The organism is Marinobacter sp. UBA3607, from assembly GCF_002375525.1.
GTDB classification, from domain to species: Bacteria; Pseudomonadota; Gammaproteobacteria; order Pseudomonadales; family Oleiphilaceae; genus Marinobacter; species Marinobacter vinifirmus.
Genome location: NZ_DFLY01000027.1, coordinates 20,742 through 38,671, shown reverse-complemented (window position 1 = coordinate 38,671; position 17,930 = coordinate 20,742). Strand labels below are relative to the sequence as shown.

The 17,930-nt window shown below is 58.8% G+C and carries 15 protein-coding genes; 5 read left to right on the top strand and 10 right to left on the bottom strand.

What is annotated here, in order from left to right:
- Positions 1–203 precede the first annotated feature (203 nt).
- From B2589_RS10590 to B2589_RS10565, 6 genes are all read right to left on the bottom strand, one after another.
- On the bottom strand, positions 204–821 hold the full coding sequence (locus B2589_RS10590; RefSeq protein ID WP_286816557.1) for a sulfite oxidase heme-binding subunit YedZ: 618 nt from the start codon (positions 819–821) through the stop codon (positions 204–206).
- Positions 821–1,792 carry a protein-methionine-sulfoxide reductase catalytic subunit MsrP gene (gene msrP, locus B2589_RS10585; protein WP_286816556.1) on the bottom strand — a complete coding sequence of 324 codons (972 nt, stop codon included), beginning with the start codon at positions 1,790–1,792 and terminating at the stop codon, positions 821–823. The genes B2589_RS10590 and msrP overlap by 1 nt, the downstream gene beginning before the upstream one ends.
- Before the next feature lie 90 nt (positions 1,793–1,882).
- Positions 1,883–2,695 carry a CDP-diacylglycerol--serine O-phosphatidyltransferase gene (gene pssA / locus B2589_RS10580; protein ID WP_022987781.1) on the bottom strand — a complete coding sequence of 271 codons (813 nt, stop codon included), beginning with the start codon at positions 2,693–2,695 and terminating at the stop codon, positions 1,883–1,885.
- 90 nt (positions 2,696–2,785) lie between these two features.
- Positions 2,786–3,802, bottom strand: a complete 1,017-nt coding sequence (gene ilvC, locus B2589_RS10575; RefSeq protein WP_058341567.1) for a ketol-acid reductoisomerase — start codon at positions 3,800–3,802, stop codon at positions 2,786–2,788.
- A gap of 64 nt (positions 3,803–3,866) precedes the next feature.
- Entirely contained in the window at positions 3,867–4,358 is a 492-nt protein-coding gene (gene ilvN / locus B2589_RS10570) for an acetolactate synthase small subunit (RefSeq protein WP_036218832.1), read from the bottom strand.
- A gap of 2 nt (positions 4,359–4,360) precedes the next feature.
- A complete protein-coding gene (locus B2589_RS10565) occupies positions 4,361–6,079 on the bottom strand; it encodes an acetolactate synthase 3 large subunit (RefSeq protein WP_232901569.1) in 1,719 nt (572 codons plus the stop codon).
- Positions 6,080–6,549: 470 nt separating this feature from the next.
- On the opposite strand from B2589_RS10565, the gene B2589_RS10560 reads away from it, so the two are divergent.
- Positions 6,550–7,026 carry a DUF4124 domain-containing protein gene (locus tag B2589_RS10560; RefSeq protein ID WP_286816555.1) on the top strand — a complete coding sequence of 159 codons (477 nt, stop codon included), beginning with the start codon at positions 6,550–6,552 and terminating at the stop codon, positions 7,024–7,026.
- A gap of 86 nt (positions 7,027–7,112) precedes the next feature.
- On the opposite strand, the gene clpB is transcribed toward B2589_RS10560, so the two are convergent.
- From clpB to rluD, 3 genes are all read right to left on the bottom strand, one after another.
- Positions 7,113–9,689 carry an ATP-dependent chaperone ClpB gene (gene clpB / locus B2589_RS10555; protein ID WP_286816554.1) on the bottom strand — a complete coding sequence of 859 codons (2,577 nt, stop codon included), beginning with the start codon at positions 9,687–9,689 and terminating at the stop codon, positions 7,113–7,115.
- 158 nt (positions 9,690–9,847) lie between these two features.
- Entirely contained in the window at positions 9,848–10,603 is a 756-nt protein-coding gene (gene pgeF, locus B2589_RS10550) for a peptidoglycan editing factor PgeF (RefSeq protein WP_286816553.1), read from the bottom strand.
- The gene (gene rluD, locus B2589_RS10545) at positions 10,593–11,570 is read right to left on the bottom strand and encodes a 23S rRNA pseudouridine(1911/1915/1917) synthase RluD (RefSeq protein ID WP_058341562.1); all 978 of its coding nucleotides are present in this window, start codon (positions 11,568–11,570) and stop codon (positions 10,593–10,595) included. The genes pgeF and rluD overlap by 11 nt, the downstream gene beginning before the upstream one ends.
- Before the next feature lie 63 nt (positions 11,571–11,633).
- On the opposite strand from rluD, the gene B2589_RS10540 reads away from it, so the two are divergent.
- Positions 11,634–12,467 carry an outer membrane protein assembly factor BamD gene (locus B2589_RS10540; protein WP_286816552.1) on the top strand — a complete coding sequence of 278 codons (834 nt, stop codon included), beginning with the start codon at positions 11,634–11,636 and terminating at the stop codon, positions 12,465–12,467.
- An 11-nt stretch (positions 12,468–12,478) separates the two neighbouring features.
- Here the strand turns inward: B2589_RS10540 and B2589_RS10535 are convergent, their stop codons facing one another.
- Positions 12,479–14,143 carry an NAD+ synthase gene (locus B2589_RS10535; protein ID WP_286816551.1) on the bottom strand — a complete coding sequence of 555 codons (1,665 nt, stop codon included), beginning with the start codon at positions 14,141–14,143 and terminating at the stop codon, positions 12,479–12,481.
- A gap of 90 nt (positions 14,144–14,233) precedes the next feature.
- On the opposite strand from B2589_RS10535, the gene B2589_RS10530 reads away from it, so the two are divergent.
- The 3 genes from B2589_RS10530 to B2589_RS10520 are packed head-to-tail and all read left to right on the top strand — an operon-like array spanning position 14,234 to position 17,916.
- Positions 14,234–15,880 carry a sensor histidine kinase gene (locus B2589_RS10530; RefSeq protein ID WP_286816550.1) on the top strand — a complete coding sequence of 549 codons (1,647 nt, stop codon included), beginning with the start codon at positions 14,234–14,236 and terminating at the stop codon, positions 15,878–15,880.
- 50 nt (positions 15,881–15,930) lie between these two features.
- Positions 15,931–17,310, top strand: coding sequence for a sigma-54-dependent transcriptional regulator (locus B2589_RS10525; protein WP_286816549.1), 1,380 nt, complete (start codon positions 15,931–15,933; stop codon positions 17,308–17,310).
- A gap of 51 nt (positions 17,311–17,361) precedes the next feature.
- The gene (locus tag B2589_RS10520; RefSeq protein ID WP_286816548.1) at positions 17,362–17,916 is read left to right on the top strand and encodes a GspH/FimT family protein; all 555 of its coding nucleotides are present in this window, start codon (positions 17,362–17,364) and stop codon (positions 17,914–17,916) included.
- Positions 17,917–17,930: the final 14 nt, after the last annotated feature.

Here is a 17,930-nt window from a genome sequence, read left to right as displayed (position 1 = left end):
TTTTCGAATACTTTCAATCGGTTGCATTCCTTCCGAAAGTTGCCGTGAGTGGCTTGTCCCTCAGAAGTGGTGCGCATTCTACAGGCGTAAGAAAAACTGTCAACGCCCTTTTCCGAAAAAACCTGGCAGGCTTCGGTTTCCACCTACATGCCTGATCAATCGCTCACCACAATGACTATTTATTGTCCATTTTGTGACGTATTTCAAGTTCTTTTTAGTGGCACCAGAGACGAAACACCAAACCACCTGGCCCGCAGCACCAACAATCCCGCCAGAATTACCGCGTAAACCACCATTTCGGTAATGTCACTTCTTGCCTGCCAGAGGAAATGCACCCACGCGAGTATCGCAGCCGGGTAAATCAAACGATGCAACGGCTTCCACCACCGCCCGGTACGCTTCATCATTCCCCGGGTGGACGTGATCGCCAGGGGCACCATCGCCAGGAACGCGGCAGCACCCGCAATAATGTAGGGGCGCTTGGTAAAGGTCGCCCAAAGATCCATCCAGCCCAGAATCAGCTGCAGGAAGGCCAGCAGATGCAACGCGGCATAGAAAAAGGCAAACAACCCCAGCATCCGTCGGTAACGTAACCAGCCCGACCAGCCGGTTAATTTCTTTAACGGGGTTATGGCGAGCGTAACCAAAAGCAGCTGGAATGCGGCAATGCCAAGCGCTTCCGTAATCACCTGCCCGGGGTCCGGCCCCAGGTTGGCATTGATAATGTCCGCCACCAGGAAGCCCAGCGGCAGCAGGGCCAAACCAAACACCAGGCACTTTCCGGCAATACCGCGCCACTTGTTTGCTACAGCAGAGGCCATCAGTAATACCTGGACAGGTCCATGCCCTTGTAAAGGCCGGCCACCTGCTCGCCGTAGCCATTAAACTTTTCCGTCTCGATCCAGTTCGGCCGGAACACGCCCGAAGGCAAACGGCGCTCCATCTTCTGGCTCCAGCGCGGGTGGTCCACTTCCGGGTTCACGTTGGCATAGAAACCGTATTCGCTTGGCGCAATCATTTCCCAGCTGGATTTCGGCTGCTCTTTCATAAACCGGATACGCACAATCGACTTGATGCTCTTGAAACCGTATTTCCAGGGCACCACCAGGCGGATCGGCGCGCCGTTCTGGTTGGGCAAGGTCTTTCCATACAGGCCTACCGCCAGAAACGACAATTCGTTCATCGCCTCATCCATACGCAGGCCTTCCCGATAGGGCCAGTCGATGGTACTGAACAGGGATCGCTGCCCGCGCATCTGCTCCGGCGCATCCAGCGTTTCGAAGTAGACGAATTTCGCATCCGAGTTCGGCTCCAGGCGTTTGATCACCTCCGCCAGCGGTACACCCACCCACGGGATCACCATTGACCAGGCCTCAACACACCGCAACCGGTAGATCCGCTCCTGGTACTGGTGAGGCTTCAGCAAATCCTCCAGCGCGTACTTGCCGGGATTCGCACACTCCCCTTCTACTTCAACAGACCAGGGGTCCACAGACATTTCCGAAGCGTAGCGGGATGGGTCCTGCTTACCGGTGCCGAATTCGTAGAAATTGTTGTACGTGGTAATGGCATCATACGGGGCCGGTTTCTCGTCGGTGGAGAATTGCGCCGCAGCCTTGTAGTCCAAAACCGTTCCCGGCCAGGTATCTTCCGCCCGAACCAGCCCCGGAATCGACAGTGCTGCGGCTGAAGCAATAGCACCGGTCATGAACTTGCGCCGGTTCAGGTAAACGGATTCCGGGGTTACTTCAGATTCGGGGACAGACCAGGAAGGGCGTTGCTTGATAAACATCGGAGGCTCCAGAGTTCGCGGTTAACAGATAGACCGAACATTCCCGGAGAAATTCCCGCCCGGGCGGATCCGGGCGGGAGGCAGTTGTCGTCAGGCGCGCTTTGGCTTTTTGCGGAACAAGGCGCGGACCGGACCCGACAACGCATAGATCAGGAACGCAGTGAACAATACGGTGGCCGGGTCTACAGCGATCACTACCAGTATCAAAACCACCAGCAAGATAGCGGCGAAAGGCACCCGGCCCCGCAAATCCAGGTCTTTGAAGCTGCGGTAAAGAACGTTGCTCACCATTAGCACGCCGGCACCGCCGACGACCACAATAGACAGCAAGGTCAGCCAGGCGGACGGTTCAAACTGATGGAAGCACCACACCAGGCCTGCCACACAAGCGGCTGCAGCCGGACTGGGCAAACCCACAAAGAACTTTTTATCAACAGAGCCAATCTGGGTGTTGAAGCGAGCCAGCCGCAATGCCGCGCCGGCCACGTAGATGAACGTAATAGCCCAGCCCACTTTATCCAGCCCGTTCAGGGCCCAGAAGAAGGCCACCATGCCCGGAGCCACGCCGAAGGCCACCATATCGGCCAGGCTGTCATACTCTTCACCGAACTTGCTCTGGGTGTTGGTCATCCTGGCCACCCTGCCGTCCAGGCCATCCAGAACCATCGACACGAAAATAGCGATGGCGGCGTTGTCGAACACGCCGTTGGCGGCAGAGACAATGGCATAGAACCCGGAAAACAGGGATGCGGTGGTCAGGGCATTGGGCAGCAGGTAGATGCCCTTACGGCGCACCTTGGCTCCCTCAACCAACTCTTCCTCGACAACCTCGCCACTTTCAAGGTCCAGCTCTGCAGCCTTGTTCGGTTCAGGCTTGTCGACAGATTTATTCTCTTCAGTCATTCCATAAACTCCGGAAAGCATTTGGGCGGAGTATATACGAAAAACGCGGCCACTAGGGCCGCGCTTTCAAACCGTACCGGAAATTCCGGATCAGTTCTTTTCTTTATCCACGATCTTGTTCGCGGAAATCCACGGCATCATGGAACGCAGCTTCTCGCCCACAGTCTCGATCTCGTGAGCCGCGTTCTGGCGACGACGAGCAGTCATGGACGGATAGTTCAGGGCACCTTCAGAGATGAACATCTTGGCGTATTCGCCACTCTGGATGCGCTTCAGTGCGTTACGCATGGCTTCGCGGGACTGCTCGTTGATCACCTCCGGGCCGGTTACGTACTCGCCGTACTCAGCGTTGTTGGAGATGGAGTAGTTCATGTTGGCGATGCCGCCTTCGTACATCAGGTCAACAATCAGCTTCAGCTCGTGCAGACACTCGAAGTACGCCATTTCCGGAGCGTAGCCCGCTTCGGTCAGGGTTTCGAAACCGGCTTTAACCAGCTCAACCGCGCCACCACACAGAACCGCCTGCTCACCGAACAGGTCGGTTTCAGTTTCGTCTTTGAAGGTGGTTTCGATGATACCGGTACGGCCGCCGCCGATGCCGCTGGCGTAAGACAGGGCTACGTTCTTGGCGTTGCCGGAAGCGTCCTGGAAGATCGCGATCAGGTCAGGAATACCGCCGCCCTTGGTGAATTCTGTGCGTACAGTGTGGCCCGGCGCCTTCGGAGCAACCATGATCACGTCCAGGTCTTTACGCGGAACGATCTGGTTGTAGTGGATAGCAAAGCCGTGTGCGAACGCCAGGGTAGCGCCCTGCTTCAGGTTCGGCTCGATTTCGTCGCGGTACAACTGGGCCTGGAACTCGTCCGGAGTCAGCACCATAACAACGTCGGCGGAAGCAACGGCAGAAGCCACGTCGCTGGTCTTCAGGCCGTAGGCTTCAGCCTTGGCGATGGAGGAAGAGCCGGCACGCAGGCCAACCACTACGTCTACACCGGAGTCCTTCAGGTTGCACGCGTGCGCGTGGCCCTGGGAGCCGAAGCCCAGAATGGCAACTTTCTTGCCCTGGATGATGGAAAGATCACAATCCTTATCGTAATAAACCTGCATGAGAAACCTCTGTTATCAGTAACAGCCCTTCGGGGCCATAGTGTTCAAATTTTTCGGGCAGCCCTTACAGGCTGAGAACTTTTTCGCCACGGGCGATGCCGGATACACCGGTACGCACCACTTCCAGCACGCCAGACGTGCCTACAGCCTGGATAAAGCCATCAAGCTTGCTGCTGTCGCCGGCCAGCTGAACGGTATAAACCGAACTGGTTACGTCGACAATCTGGCCCCGGAAGATATCCACGGTGCGCTTGATTTCCGCACGCTGGGAACCGGTTGCCTTAAGCTTGACCAGCATCAGCTCACGCTCGATGTGGGCACCTTCGGTCAGGTCTACCAGCTTGACCACTTCAATCAGCTTGTTCAGCTGCTTGGTGATCTGCTCGATAACCTTGTCGGAACCGCTGGTGGTGACGGTCAGGCGAGACAAGGTCTCGTCTTCGGTCGGCGCCACGGTCAGCGTTTCGATGTTGTAGTTGCGCTGGGAAAACAGCCCAACCACGCGGGACAGTGCGCCCGGCTCGTTTTCAAGCAAAACAGAAATGATTCGACGCATGATCACACCCTCTCCGTTTTGCTGAGCCACATATCTTTCATGGAACCACGGGCAACCTGCATCGGGTACACATGCTCGAAGCGGTCCACGTAAATATCCACAAATACCAGCTTGTCTTTCATCGCCAGGACTTCCTTGAGCTTGGGCTCCAGGTCTTCCTTGCGATCAATGCGCACGCCAACATGGCCGTAGGCTTCCGCCAGCTTGATGAAGTCCGGCAGAGACTCCATGTAAGACTGGGAATGACGGGACTCGTAGTTCATGTCCTGCCACTGCTTGACCATGCCCAGGGCCTGGTTGTTCAGGTTGATGATCTTCACCGGCAGGTTGTACTGCTTGCAGGTGGACAGCTCCTGGATGTTCATCTGGATACTGCCTTCACCGGTGAAGCACAGTACTTCATCCTCCGGATGGGTCAGCTTGATGCCCATGGCTGCCGGCAGGCCGAAGCCCATGGTGCCGAGGCCACCGGAGTTGATCCAGCGGTTGGGCTTGTCGAACTTGTAGTACTGGGCAGCAAACATCTGGTGCTGGCCCACATCGGTGGTTACGAAGGCATCACCGTTGGTGAGCTTCCAGAGCATCTCGACCACTTCCTGCGGCTTGATCACATCCGGGCTGGTTTCGTAACGCATACCGTGGAACGCACGCCACTCTTCGATTTGCTTCCACCAGGACCCCAGCGCTTCGGCATCCGGCTTGTCCTTCGACTCTTTGACCAGCGACAGCATTTCTTTCAGTACCGCATCCACCGGGCCAACAATGGGCACGTCTGCATCTACGGTCTTGGAGATAGATGCCGGGTCGATATCGATATGAATAATGCGCGCACCCGGGCAGAACTTCTCGGTGGCGTTGGTTACGCGGTCATCAAAGCGCGCGCCCACACAGAGAATCAGGTCTGAATGGTGCATCGCCATGTTGGCTTCATAAGTGCCGTGCATGCCCAGCCAGCCCAAATGCTGCTTGTCGGTCGCCGGATAGCAGCCGATGCCCATCAGGGTGTTGGTGATGGGGAAGCCCAGGGTCCGGGTCAGCTCGGTCAGCTGGTTTGAGGCCTTGCCCAGGATCACACCGCCGCCGGCATAGATGATCGGGCGCTTGGCCGCCATCAGCATGTCGACGGCTTTCTTGATCTGGCCGGCATGGCCACGAACTGCCGGGTTATAGGAGCGCAGCTTGACCTTCTTCGGATAGGCATACTCATAGCGCTCGTTCGGGGTGGTCATATCCTTGGGGATATCCACCACAACCGGGCCGGGGCGGCCGGTAGAGGCAATGTAGTAAGCCTTGCGGATCACTTCAGGAATTTCTTCCGGATGGCGCACACTGAGGTTGTGCTTAACCACCGGGCGGGAAACACCGATCATGTCGGTTTCCTGGAAGGCATCTTCACCAATCAGTGTAGATGCAACCTGGCCGCACAGAACCACCATGGGGATGGAATCCATGAATGCGGTGGCAATGCCGGTAATAGTGTTGGTGGCTCCAGGACCCGAGGTCACCAGTACGGTACCTGGTTTTCCGGTTGCACGGGCGTAGCCGTCGGCCATGTGGACCGCCGCCTGTTCGTGCCGAACCAGAATATGCTTGACTTTGTCCTGCCTGAACAGCGCATCATAAATATGAAGGGCTGCACCACCCGGATAGCCGTATATGTATTCGATCCCTTCATCCTGCAGGGAGCGGATCAGCATATCGGCGCCAGACAATAACTCCACGATTTCTACCCTCTTCTACGAGTGAATGAGCCGGGTTACGCCCCGGTTGCCTGGATTCTCGGTTTCCCTGCTTCTTGTGAAAGCGGAACCGGCGTACTCCTCCACACCATTTTTAAGAGGTTGTCTCCTGGCCAGCCGCCCTCCTGAGGGTTGCGGAGAACGACCAATCAACGGGTTGCACGTAAGCAACAACCAGTGCCCGCCAGCGGGTGGCGAACGCAGTGTGGTGATTAACGGGGGATACTCGCTCGGGATTGCCTGCCGTATTGACCCCAGTCTTCAGGCAATCTGCAATTCTGACAGCGGGAAACTCACTGTCAATAGGCGCTGTGGCTTAATTGCCACCATTTTCTTAGACACAGGGCCCCGGTTGGCCAATAATGGTGCAAGAGATTTGAACCAGGCAGAAGAAAATCCGCATTCGGGGTGGCATCATGTCACCAGGCAGTAATCGAATAACGAGTGGACCTATGAACCGAAAAATCCTGATGCTGGCCGCGATCATGGCCGCCGCCCCGGGCTTCGCCGCCGGTGCCTCCGTCTACAAATGGACCGACGACAGCGGCGTAACCCACTTCGGGGATCGCCAGCCTAATGGTGCATCTGCAGAGATTGTTAACGTGCGCACCGGCAAGAGTTCCGGCGGCCAGGCGTCCCGGGTGAGCCCGCAGCAGCAGGTTCAGGAAATCCAGGAGCGCCAGCAGGCTGAAACCCGGCAGCGCCAGGAAACCGCCCAGGAAGAAGCCCTGCGCAAACAGCGTGAAGCCAACTGCGCCACCGCCCGCTCCAACCTTGAAGTGATCGAGAGCAACGCCCGGATTCGCGTTGAGGAGAACGGCGAGATGCGCTACCTGACCCCGGAAGAAATCGAGGAACAGCGCAAGCAGTTTGAAGAGATTGCCGCCGAGAACTGTGGCCCGATGGAAGAACGAACCGAGCAGCAGTAAAACAAAAAAGCCAGCCGGGCAACCCGACTGGCTTTTTCGTTCCCGGTTGATAGCCGGGGCCCAGTAGCCCCGGCACTGCGCAGCACTTACTTGCGAGCAAACACCACGGCGTTGTCCTGAACCGTCGCCACGATGGTATCCCCCGGCATGAACTCCCCTTTCAGCAGCTTCTGCGCCAACGGGTTTTCGATCAGCCGCTGGATCGCCCGCTTCAGCGGACGGGCACCGTAGACCGGATCGTAGCCCACCTCCGCCAGCAGTTGCATGGCATCTTCGGCGATCTCCAGTTTCATGTCCTGATCCTTCAGGCGCTGCGCCAGGTTCGCGATCTGGATGCGGGCAATGCCCTGGATCTGGTTTTCCGCCAGCGGATGGAACACCACCACTTCATCCACACGGTTGATGAACTCGGGGCGGAAGTGGGTACCCACCACTTCCATCACCGCAGACTTCATGTCTTCGTAGTTCTCCTCGCCCGCCTTCTCCTGAATGATGTGAGAGCCCAGGTTGGAGGTCATCACAATTACCGTGTTGCGGAAGTCCACGGTGCGGCCCTGGCCATCGGTCAGGCGGCCGTCGTCCAGCACCTGCAGCAGGATGTTAAAGACATCCGGGTGGGCTTTCTCTACCTCATCCAGCAACAGCACGGAATAGGGCCGGCGGCGCACCGCTTCGGTCAGGTAACCACCCTCTTCGTAACCCACGTATCCGGGAGGCGCACCAATCAGCCGGGCCACGGAGTGCTTCTCCATAAACTCGGACATATCGATTCGCACCATTGCTTCTTCGGTATCGAACAGGAACGAAGCCAGTGCCTTGCACAGTTCGGTTTTGCCCACACCCGTGGGGCCGAGGAACAGGAAGGAACCGTTGGGACGGTTCGGGTCCGACAACCCGGCCCGGGACCGGCGCACGGCGTTAGACACTGCTTCCACCGCTTCTTCCTGGCCAATCACCCGGCCGTGCAGCGCCTCTTCCATGCGCATCAGCTTGTCGCGCTCGCCTTCCAGCATCTTGGACACCGGAATACCGGTCCACTTGGAAACGATTTCGGCGATTTCCTCATCGGTTACCCGGTTACGCAGCAGTTCCATCTTCTGCATCTCGGCCTGGCCGGCCATTTCCAGCTGACGCTCCAGCTCCGGAATCTTGCCGTACTGGAGTTCCGACATCCGCCCCAGATCACCGGAACGGCGGGCGGTTTCCAAGTCAATGCGCGCCTGCTCCAGGTCGCTCTTGATCTTCTGGGAGCCGTGCAGGGCCGCTTTCTCGGCATTCCACACTTCCTCGAGGTCCGAGTATTCCCGCTCAACGCCGGCAATCACATCCGACAACTCCGCCAGTCGCTTCTTGGAGGCGTCGTCTTTCTCTTTCTTCAGGGCCTCGCGCTCGATCTTCAGCTGAATCAGCCGGCGCTCGAGGCGGTCCAGGGCTTCCGGCTTGGAATCCATCTCCATTCGGATCTGGCTGGCGGCTTCATCCACTAGGTCAATGGCCTTGTCCGGCAGCTGGCGATCAGTAATGTAACGGTGTGAGAGCTTGGCGGCCGCAATGATTGCGCCGTCGGTCACCTCAACACCGTGGTGCACCTCGTAACGCTCTTTCAGTCCGCGCAGGATGGCAATGGTGTCTTCCTCGCTGGGCTCGGAGACCAGCACCTTCTGGAACCGGCGCTCAAGGGCCGCGTCTTTCTCGATATTTTCCCGGTATTCATTCAGGGTAGTGGCGCCCACGCAGTGCAACTCACCCCGGGCCAGTGCCGGTTTAAGCATGTTACCGGCGTCCATGGAGCCTTCCGCCTTACCGGCGCCGACCATGGTATGAATCTCGTCGATGAACAGGATGATCTGGCCTTCCTGCTTCGACAGCTCGTTCAGCACCGCCTTCAGGCGCTCCTCAAACTCACCCCGAAACTTGGCGCCGGCAATCAGCGAGCCCATATCCAGGGACAGCACCTTCTTGTCTTTCAGGCCATCGGGCACTTCGCCGTTCACAATGCGCTGGGCCAGGCCTTCCACAATGGCAGTCTTACCCACGCCCGGTTCACCGATCAGCACCGGGTTGTTCTTGCGCCGGCGCTGCAGCACCTGGATGGTACGGCGGATTTCATCGTCCCGGCCGATCACCGGGTCCAGCTTGCCTTGTTCGGCTCGCTCGGTCAGATCAATAGTGTACTTGGACAACGCCTGACGATTTTCTTCTGCACCTGCATCATTCACGGTTTCACCACCACGCACCTGATCAATAGCTTTTTCCAGGGCTGCTTTGTCTACGCCCTGCTCCCGCAGAATGCGGCCTAACGAACCCCGGTCTTCCAGCGCCGCCAGCAAGATCAACTCGCTGGAAACAAACTGGTCGCCCCGCTTCTGGGCCTGCTTGTCTGCCATATTCAGCAGCCGGCCGAGGTCGTTGGATACCGACACATCGCCGGCGTTGCCCTGCACTTCCGGCAGGTTTTCAATTTCCTGGGCGACGGCCTGGCGCACCCGGCCAGCCTCTGCACCCACCTGTTGCAGCAGCGGCTTTACCGATCCGCCCTGCTGATCGAGCAGCGCCTGCATAAGATGCACCGGCTCGATAAAATTATGGTCTTTGCCTACCGCGATCGACTGCGCATCCGCCAGGGCGGACTGCAGTTTGCTGGTCAGCTTGTCGATTCTCATGAGTTCAGTTCCCCGAAATTTTTGCGAATACGCTCCACGGCGCTCTGCCTTCGGCGTATTCCGATTGCTTTGACATTAAATGTAGGGGCAGGTAGGGGGACTTCAAGCTGGGGGCTGGCTATTTCGACGAAAACTTGACGGCCGTCAGCTTTGGCCGGTCAGCCCAGCCAGATAATCGACGCCATACGGCCAGTCTGGCCATCGCGGCGGTAGGAGAAAAACCAGTCCTGGTCACGCACGGTGCACAGGCTACCGCCAGATACCGAGCTAACCCCGGCGTGTCGCAGGCGTTGGCGGGCAAGGTGGTAGATGTCGGCCATGAAATGGCCGGGCCGGGCGCCGGCTGACCTGAAGGCATCAGCGGCTTCCGGGGACTGCCCGATAAAGGCTTCGCGCACTTCCGGGCCCACTTCGAACTGTTTCGGGCCTATGGCGGGGCCCATCCAGGCCGCCAGCTCCGAAGGCTCCACCGCCATGGCGGCCACAAGGTTTTCCAGTACACCGCCACACAGGCTGCGCCAGCCGGCGTGGGCCGCGCCCACCACCGTGCCTTTACGATCCGCCAGCAGCACCGGCAGGCAATCCGCGGTCAGGATGGCGCAGGCCATTCCGGGAATACGGGTAAAGCTGGCGTCTGCATCCGGGCGGGAGCCCACGGTGGCAGGCGTTAATTCAACCACTTCGGTGCCATGCACCTGATTCAGCCAACCAATGCGATTGCTATCCAGCCCGGCGAAGCGGGCCAGGGTTTGGCGGTTTTCCTGCACGTGGCCAGAATTATCACCCACGTGATCGCCCAGATTCAGGCTGTGCCAGGGCGGCCTGCTAACGCCACCCTTGCGGGTAGTGCACAATGCCCGCACCCGGCGTGGCGCAGGCCAGTCCGGGCGCAGTACGTCGTGCTCAGTAATCATTCTCTTCCAGTTCCCGGGCATGCTTCCGCAGGGTTTCGATCAGGTGAACCATGTCCTCTGGCAGGGGCACTTCCCAGCTCAGAATCTCGCCGGTTTCCGGGTGTTCCAGTGTCAGCTGTCGGGCATGCAGGGCCTGGCGATGGAACGCCGCCAGCACATCCCGCAACTCTTCCGTTGTACCTTTGGGCAAACGCAAACGCCCGCCGTAAACCGGGTCACCCACCAACGGATGGCGCACGTGAGTCATGTGCACGCGGATCTGGTGGGTACGGCCGCTTTCCAGCTTGCAACGAACGTGGGTGTGGGCGGCAAAGCGCTCAATCAGCCGGTAATGAGTCACCGCCGGCTTGCCGGACGACACCACCGCCATGCGTTTACGATCCTGCGGGTGCCGGCCAATGGGCGCATCCACCGTAGCACCACCGGTGAGAGAACCCACTACCACGGCCTCGTATTCCCGGCCCATGGTGCGTTCCTGCAGCTGGTTGACCAGCGAGGTGTGGGCAATCAGGCTGCGGGCCACCACCATAATGCCGGAGGTGTCTTTATCCAGCCGGTGCACAATGCCGGCCCGGGGCAGGTTTTCCACTTCCGGCGCATAGTTCAGCAGCGCATTCACCAGGGTACCGTCGGCATGGCCCGCCGCCGGGTGCACCACCAGCCCGGCGGGCTTGTTGATCACCAGCAAGTGCTCGTCTTCATACACGATATCCAGCGTGATCGGCTCGGCTTCCCAGGTAACCTGCACTTCCGGCTCGGCGTCCAGGTCCAGAACGTCGTCCATCATGACTTTGTCCCTGGGCTTACGGGCTTCGCCGTTCACCGTGAGCGCCCCGCTTTTGATCCAGGACTGCAGGCGCGAGCGGGAATGCTCGGGCATGAGTTCGGCCGCAGCCTGATCCAGCCGCCGGTCGCTCAGTTCCGGGGGGATGGTGTAATGTCCGGTAATACGGTTATCGGAAGACATTCGGCCTCTTTTTGCTACAATGCGGGGTTCATTCAAGTTGCGACCATTATACGGGATTCCGGCATGAGATCAGTTGTCCGATTACTGCTAATTTCCACTATCATTGCGCTGGCCAGCGGCTGCGCCTCTAATCGCGAAGTGGAAGTACTGCCGGAAGAGACCTACTACGACAACGCCCGCCAGGCCATGAACTCCGGCAACTTCAACGAAGCCGAAGAAAACCTGGACGCCCTGGAAACCTACTACCCGTTCGGCCGCTACGCCGAACAGGCCCAGCTGGACCTGATCTTCGCCCGCTACCAGAACCTGGACCTGGAAGGCTCCCGGGCGGCGGCTGACCGCTTTATGCGCCTGACCCCCCAGAGCGACCACCTGGACTACGCCATGTACATGCGCGGCCTGGCATCTTACAACCTGGACATGGGCCTGGCTGCCCGCTACTTCCCGATTGATGTAGCGGCCCGCAGCCCCGGCGAACAGTTGCAGGCGTTCCGGGATTTCTCCCAGCTGCTGAACCGCTTCCCGGACAGCGAATACGCCCCGGATGCCCGCCAGCGCATGATCGCCATCCGCAACCGCATGGCCGAACTGGAACTGCACGCAGCCCGCTACTACATCAAGCGTGAGGCCTTTGTGGCGGCCAACAACCGGGCACGGTACGTGGTGGAGAACTTCCCGTCTTCCCCGGCGGTTGAAGAAGCACTGATTCTGCTGGCCGACACCTTCCGCTTTATGGACCTGAAGAAAGGCGCGAGCGATGCCATCGCTACCCTGCGCCAGAACTTCCCCGACAGCGAAGCCTTTGATGAGAACGGTGAGTTCCAGTCTGACCGCCTGCGCCGCCAGAACCGGTCCCTCACCAACGTTGTCACCTTCGGCCTGATGGGCGACGAGTAAGGCCCGCAGCCTTACTTGCCAATTTTCCAGCCGTTGGTAATCGGATACCGGCGGTCTTTACCAAAGCCGCGCTCGGTAATGCGCACCCCGATGGGTGCCTGCCGGCGCTTGTATTCGTTGATGTCCACCAGCCGTACCACCCGCTCGACATCCGCCCGCTCAAAACCTTCCGCGACAATGGCCTCGGCACTGTAATCACGCTCTACGTACAGGTTCAGGATCTGGTCCAGAATGTCGTATCCCGGCAGGCTGTCCTCGTCTTTCTGGTCCGGCGCCAGCTCCGCCGACGGCGGCCGGGTAATCACCCGCTCCGGAATCACCGGCGACAGGCTGTTGCGATACCAGGCCAGGCGGAACACCAGGGTTTTCGGCACATCTTTCAGCACATCGAAACCGCCGGCCATGTCGCCGTACAGGGTGGAATAACCCACCGCCATCTCGCTCTTGTTGCCGGTAGTCAGCACCAGAGAACCGAACTTGTTGGACAGTGACATCAGCAACACGCCCCGCAGGCGGGCCTGCAGGTTTTCTTCCGTGGTATCCGGCCTCGTGCCTTCAAAGGGCTTGGCCAGGGTTTGCATGAACACGTCGTACATGGGCTCGATGGAGAACACATCGTACTGAACGCCCATGGCACTGGCCTGGGCCTCGGCATCCTCAAGGCTTGCGCTGGAGGTATAGCGGAACGGCATCATCACCGCCCTTACCCTGTCCTTGCCCAGGGCATCGGCAGCCACCGCCAGGGTCACGGCAGAATCAATGCCGCCGGATAAACCCAGCACTACGGATTTAAAGCCGTTTTTATTTACGTAATCCCGAACACCGGTCACCAGTGCGTTGTACACATTGGCTTCCAGGGAAGGCTCCGCCGGCAGCGGCTGAGAGATCGGCTGGCAGTGGTGTTCACACAGGAATTCCACCGGGAACAGGCCATCGGCAAACTGGGGTGCCTCCACCGCCAGCGCACCGGCGTGGTCGACCACCATGGAGCCACCATCAAACACCAGCTCGTCCTGCCCGCCCACCAGGTTTGTGTACACAATGCTCACCCGGTTATCCGCCGCCTTGCGTTCCAGCAGCGCCTTGCGCCGGGCCTGTTTGTCGATATCGTAGGGCGAGGCATTCAGGTTCAGGATCAGTTGCGCACCGGCGGCTGCGGCATCTTCCAGCGGGCCGTCTTTCCAGATGTCTTCACACACGGTGATGCCAACCGGCACACCCTTTATATCCATAACCAGAGTATCGCGGCCTTCAGCGAAGTAGCGTCTTTCATCGAACACCTGGTAATTGGGCGGGCAACGCTTGAAATACCGGCCGCGGATTTCGCCTTTCTCGACAACCACCGCGGCGTTATACAACAAACCGCCGGAACGCACCGGCGCGCCGATCAACATGGCCGGTTCCAGGTTGGCCTGCTGCAAACGCTCCAGGGCCTCGGCAATGCGCAGGTCCAGGCTCGGCCTCAGTAGCAGGTCTTCCGGCGGGTAGCCGGTCAGGCACAGCTCCGGGAACAGCACGATGTCTGCCTTTTGCTGCTCGTGCGCCTGCCGGGTGGCCTTCAGTACCAGCTCGGCATTACCCGGAATGTCGCCAACCAGAAAGTCCAGCTGGGCCATAACCACCCGCAGCTTGCGGGGGGAGTCTGAATCGGCGGATGCGGTTCCGGGTGTGGCCATGCAAAGGCTCCTGTAACTTGTTGCCATGAAAAGGCTATTATAACCCCGCAAAGGCAAGGATTTCTTCCGGGCAGAGGCAATAACCCCTTCATGGCAACCGAGCTTACTAACACAACCCATGCCCGCTCGCCGTTCGGGCCACCGGCAAAATACCAGCAGGCGCGCCTGTTCCGGATCTACAACCACTACCGGGTAGTCATCAGCCTGTTGCTGGTCGCCCTGCTGTTTGTAGACCCGTTCACCGCAGACACCCGTTTCCGCTGGCTGGATTACTACCAGGCCGGGGTGGTTTCGTACCTGGCCCTGAATGGCTTTATCGCCCTGCTTCTGCTGGCCGGCTTCCAGCCCCGGCAGCGGCACATTACCCTGTCCATACTGGCAGACATCCTGGTGATGCACGGCTTGCTGCTGGCCAGTTCCGGCATTACCAACGGGCTGGCCAACCTGGTGATTGTCGCGGTTGCCGCCGGCAACATCCTGACCCCCACCCGCATGGGCACCTTCTACGCCGCACTGGCGGCCATCTGCTCGCTGGGCATCTCCGGCTGGGCGGTGATCACCATCAACGAAAGTGCCGACGACATTGTTCGGGCCGGCTCCTTGGGCATCCTGTATTTCGCCACGGCGGTCATTCTGCAGGGCATCTCCAGGCGAATGATCCGCAGCGAAGCACTGGCCAGCAGCCGGGCCAAGAGCATTGCCGAGCTGGAACAGATCAACCAGCAGATCATCCAGCGCATGCGCACCGGCATTCTGGTGCTGGACCGGTACGGGCACATTCGCCTGGCCAACGCGGCGGCAGAAGAACTGCTGTTCGGCGCCGCCAGCCACCAGGCGGGCGAATCCGGCCACCACCGGGAACTGCCCCCGCCCCTGAAAAGGGGCCTGGAACTCTGGTTGAGAAACCCCGGCAGGCGCATCGAGCCCTTCCAGCCGTCAAACACCTCTCCGTTATTACAAGCCAGCCTGACCCAGCTGGACCAGGACCAAGGCGACCTGATACTGGTGTTCATCGAAGACATGAGTAAGGTTACCCAGCAGGCCCAGCAAATGAAGCTGGCCTCACTGGGCCGCCTGACCGCCGGCATCGCCCATGAAATCCGCAACCCGCTGGGCGCCATCAGCCACGCGGCCCAGTTGATGGAAGAATCTCCCAACCTGGACAAGGGCGACCAGCAAATGCTGGATATCATTCGCCGGCATTCCCGGCGGGTGAACGGCATTATCGAAAACGTACTGGACTTGTCCCGCCGCCGGGCAGCGGATACCGAACTGGTGGATGTGGCCAGCTGGCTTGAAGAGTTCCGCCAGGACTTCCTGCAAACCCTGGACGACGACACCCCCGTACAGATTGAACTCTTCTGCGATGACGCCATTCCCGCAGCCCGGTTCGATAAAAGCCAGGTTGAACAGGTGCTGGTAAACCTGTGTGACAACGGTTTGCGGTACAGCAAGCAGCACAGCGGCCAAAACAGGATACAATTAGCCGCAGGCACCAGTGCCGATGGCGAGCGGGCCTTTGTGGATGTTAAGGATTTCGGCCCCGGTATAGCGCCGGAACACCGTAACTCCGTGTTCGAGCCGTTTTTCACCACCGACAAAAGCGGCACCGGCCTTGGGCTGTACCTGGCCCGGGAACTGTGTGAAGCCAACCAGGCGCACCTGTCGCTGGTGGAAGATGGCGAACCCGGCTGCCGCTTCCGGATCACCTTCGCCCATCCGGGCCGGATGATCTGACCGCCGGGCTGCCAACGCACTGCCATTCATCAAAGAATTGAACACAGATAATGACAAAACAGACCGCGCTGATCGTAGACGACGAACCGGATATCCGGGATCTGCTGGAAATCACCCTCACGCGCATGGGCATAGAGGCCTACACCGCGCCCGACCTGGCCAGCGCCCGGAGTTTACTGGCCCAACACCAGCCCAACCTGTGCCTGACCGACATGAACCTGCCAGACGGCAACGGCATAGAACTGGTGCAGTGGATTCAGGAACACAACCCCAACACCCCGGTAGCGGTGATTACCGCCTACGGCAGCATGGACACTGCCATTGAATCGCTAAAAGCCGGCGCCTTTGACTTTGTCTCCAAACCGGTAGAACTGCCCCGCCTGCGGGAACTGGTGAACAGCGCCCTGAAGCTGTCCGAGCCCAAACTACAGCCGGCCGAAGAGAACGACGAGCCCGGCCTGCTGCTGGGAGAATCCCCGCAAATCCGCAAACTGCGCAACCAGACCCGCAAACTGGCCCGCAGCCAGGCACCGGTATTTATCAGCGGTGAATCCGGAAGTGGTAAAGAACTGGTCGCCCGGATGATCCACTTACAAGGCCCACGAGCAGAAGCGCCGTTCGTCGCTGTCAACTGCGGTGCGATCCCCTCAGAACTGATGGAAAGCGAATTCTTCGGGCATAAAAAAGGCAGCTTCACCGGTGCCGTTGAGAACAAAGACGGCCTGTTCCGAAGCGCCGATGGCGGCACCCTGTTCCTGGACGAAGTGGCCGATTTGCCATTGGCCATGCAAGTAAAACTGCTGCGCGCTATTCAGGAGAAAGCCGTGCGGCCCGTTGGCGATACCAAAGAGATCCCGGTAGACATTCGCGTGCTGAGCGCCACCCACAAGAACCTGCCTGAATTGGTGTTGTCCGGAGATTTTCGCCAGGATTTGTTTTACCGCATCAACGTTATCGAACTGGCCGTGCCGGCACTTCGCGAGCGGCGAGACGACATTCCTCTGTTGGCCGAGCATATACTGGAGCGCATTGCCGGAGAGTATGAGTGTGATCCGGCCACCCTAACGTCTGCCGCTATTGACCGGCTGAAAAGCTATGACTTCCCGGGCAATGTGCGGGAGCTTGAGAACATTCTGGAACGGGCGTTTACGCTGTGTGATGAGGACCGTATTGATGCGGAAGACCTTCATCTTGGTGGAGGCGTGGCCCGCGGCAGTGCAGGCAGAGGGCCCGGACTCGATGGCGAAGGGCTTTCGGCTTTGGTACCTGAAGGGGAAATTGATTTAGAAGATTATCTTGAGACGCTCGAGCGGCAAGCTATCGAGAAGGCGCTTGAGGCTACGCGTTGGAATAAGACCGCGGCGGCCAAAAGGCTGGGGATTAGTTTTCGGGCGATGCGGTATCGGTTGAAGAAGTTGGGGATGGAGTGAATAATACAAATGCTTTCAGGATGAAAGCTGCTAATTTGCCAAGGAGGCTACATGCCGATTACTCAAAATCGAGGCTTAACACTAGTTGAGCTTTTAACAACATTGATCATTCTTTCCATCACACTCAGCATAGCCGTTCCGGCGATGGATAAAGAGGTTGTCAAATCACGCCAGCGTGAACTGATCGCCACCTACAACGGCGCTTTTTCGTTTGCACGCTCACAAGCCGTGCATACTGGCGCCTTAGTGACCATATGCCCTCTAACGTCGGGGAACCGGTGCGTAGACGACTGGACATTACCCGCTTCGATATTCCCGGATCGAGATAAGGATTTGCGTCCGGACAACAACACTGTGTGGAAGGTCATTCAACCTGTACAAAATTATCGCATGAAATCCCGAACCGGTGGGCGTGGTTACCTAACCTTTAGTCCTAACGGGCTCATACATGGAGCTAGCGGATCCTTAGTAGCATGTCCAGAATCAAATTCGCGACAACCAATGAGCTATCTCAGCGTTAATCGAGGCGGCCGCTTCCGCGCCGTTCATGACAATGACTTCGACAACAGAATCCGACTATCCTGGGGCGCACTGATTCAGTGCTGACCCCAGGGGTCAAC

What these genes read in the sequence shown, in the direction of transcription:
- B2589_RS10530 (WP_286816550.1), top strand. Translation starts at nt 14,234, where the DNA reads ATGGCAACCGAGCTTACTAACACAACCCATGCCCGCTCGCCGTTCGGG.
- pssA (WP_022987781.1), bottom strand. Translation starts at nt 2,695, where the DNA reads ATGACTGAAGAGAATAAATCTGTCGACAAGCCTGAACCGAACAAGGCT.
- rluD (WP_058341562.1), bottom strand. Translation starts at nt 11,570, where the DNA reads ATGTCTTCCGATAACCGTATTACCGGACATTACACCATCCCCCCGGAA.
- B2589_RS10560 (WP_286816555.1), top strand. Translation starts at nt 6,550, where the DNA reads ATGAACCGAAAAATCCTGATGCTGGCCGCGATCATGGCCGCCGCCCCG.
- B2589_RS10525 (WP_286816549.1), top strand. Translation starts at nt 15,931, where the DNA reads ATGACAAAACAGACCGCGCTGATCGTAGACGACGAACCGGATATCCGG.
- B2589_RS10520 (WP_286816548.1), top strand. Translation starts at nt 17,362, where the DNA reads ATGCCGATTACTCAAAATCGAGGCTTAACACTAGTTGAGCTTTTAACA.
- B2589_RS10540 (WP_286816552.1), top strand. Translation starts at nt 11,634, where the DNA reads ATGAGATCAGTTGTCCGATTACTGCTAATTTCCACTATCATTGCGCTG.
- B2589_RS10590 (WP_286816557.1), bottom strand. Translation starts at nt 821, where the DNA reads ATGGCCTCTGCTGTAGCAAACAAGTGGCGCGGTATTGCCGGAAAGTGC.
- B2589_RS10535 (WP_286816551.1), bottom strand. Translation starts at nt 14,143, where the DNA reads ATGGCCACACCCGGAACCGCATCCGCCGATTCAGACTCCCCCCGCAAG.
- clpB (WP_286816554.1), bottom strand. Translation starts at nt 9,689, where the DNA reads ATGAGAATCGACAAGCTGACCAGCAAACTGCAGTCCGCCCTGGCGGAT.
- msrP (WP_286816556.1), bottom strand. Translation starts at nt 1,792, where the DNA reads ATGTTTATCAAGCAACGCCCTTCCTGGTCTGTCCCCGAATCTGAAGTA.
- pgeF (WP_286816553.1), bottom strand. Translation starts at nt 10,603, where the DNA reads ATGATTACTGAGCACGACGTACTGCGCCCGGACTGGCCTGCGCCACGC.
- ilvN (WP_036218832.1), bottom strand. Translation starts at nt 4,358, where the DNA reads ATGCGTCGAATCATTTCTGTTTTGCTTGAAAACGAGCCGGGCGCACTG.
- ilvC (WP_058341567.1), bottom strand. Translation starts at nt 3,802, where the DNA reads ATGCAGGTTTATTACGATAAGGATTGTGATCTTTCCATCATCCAGGGC.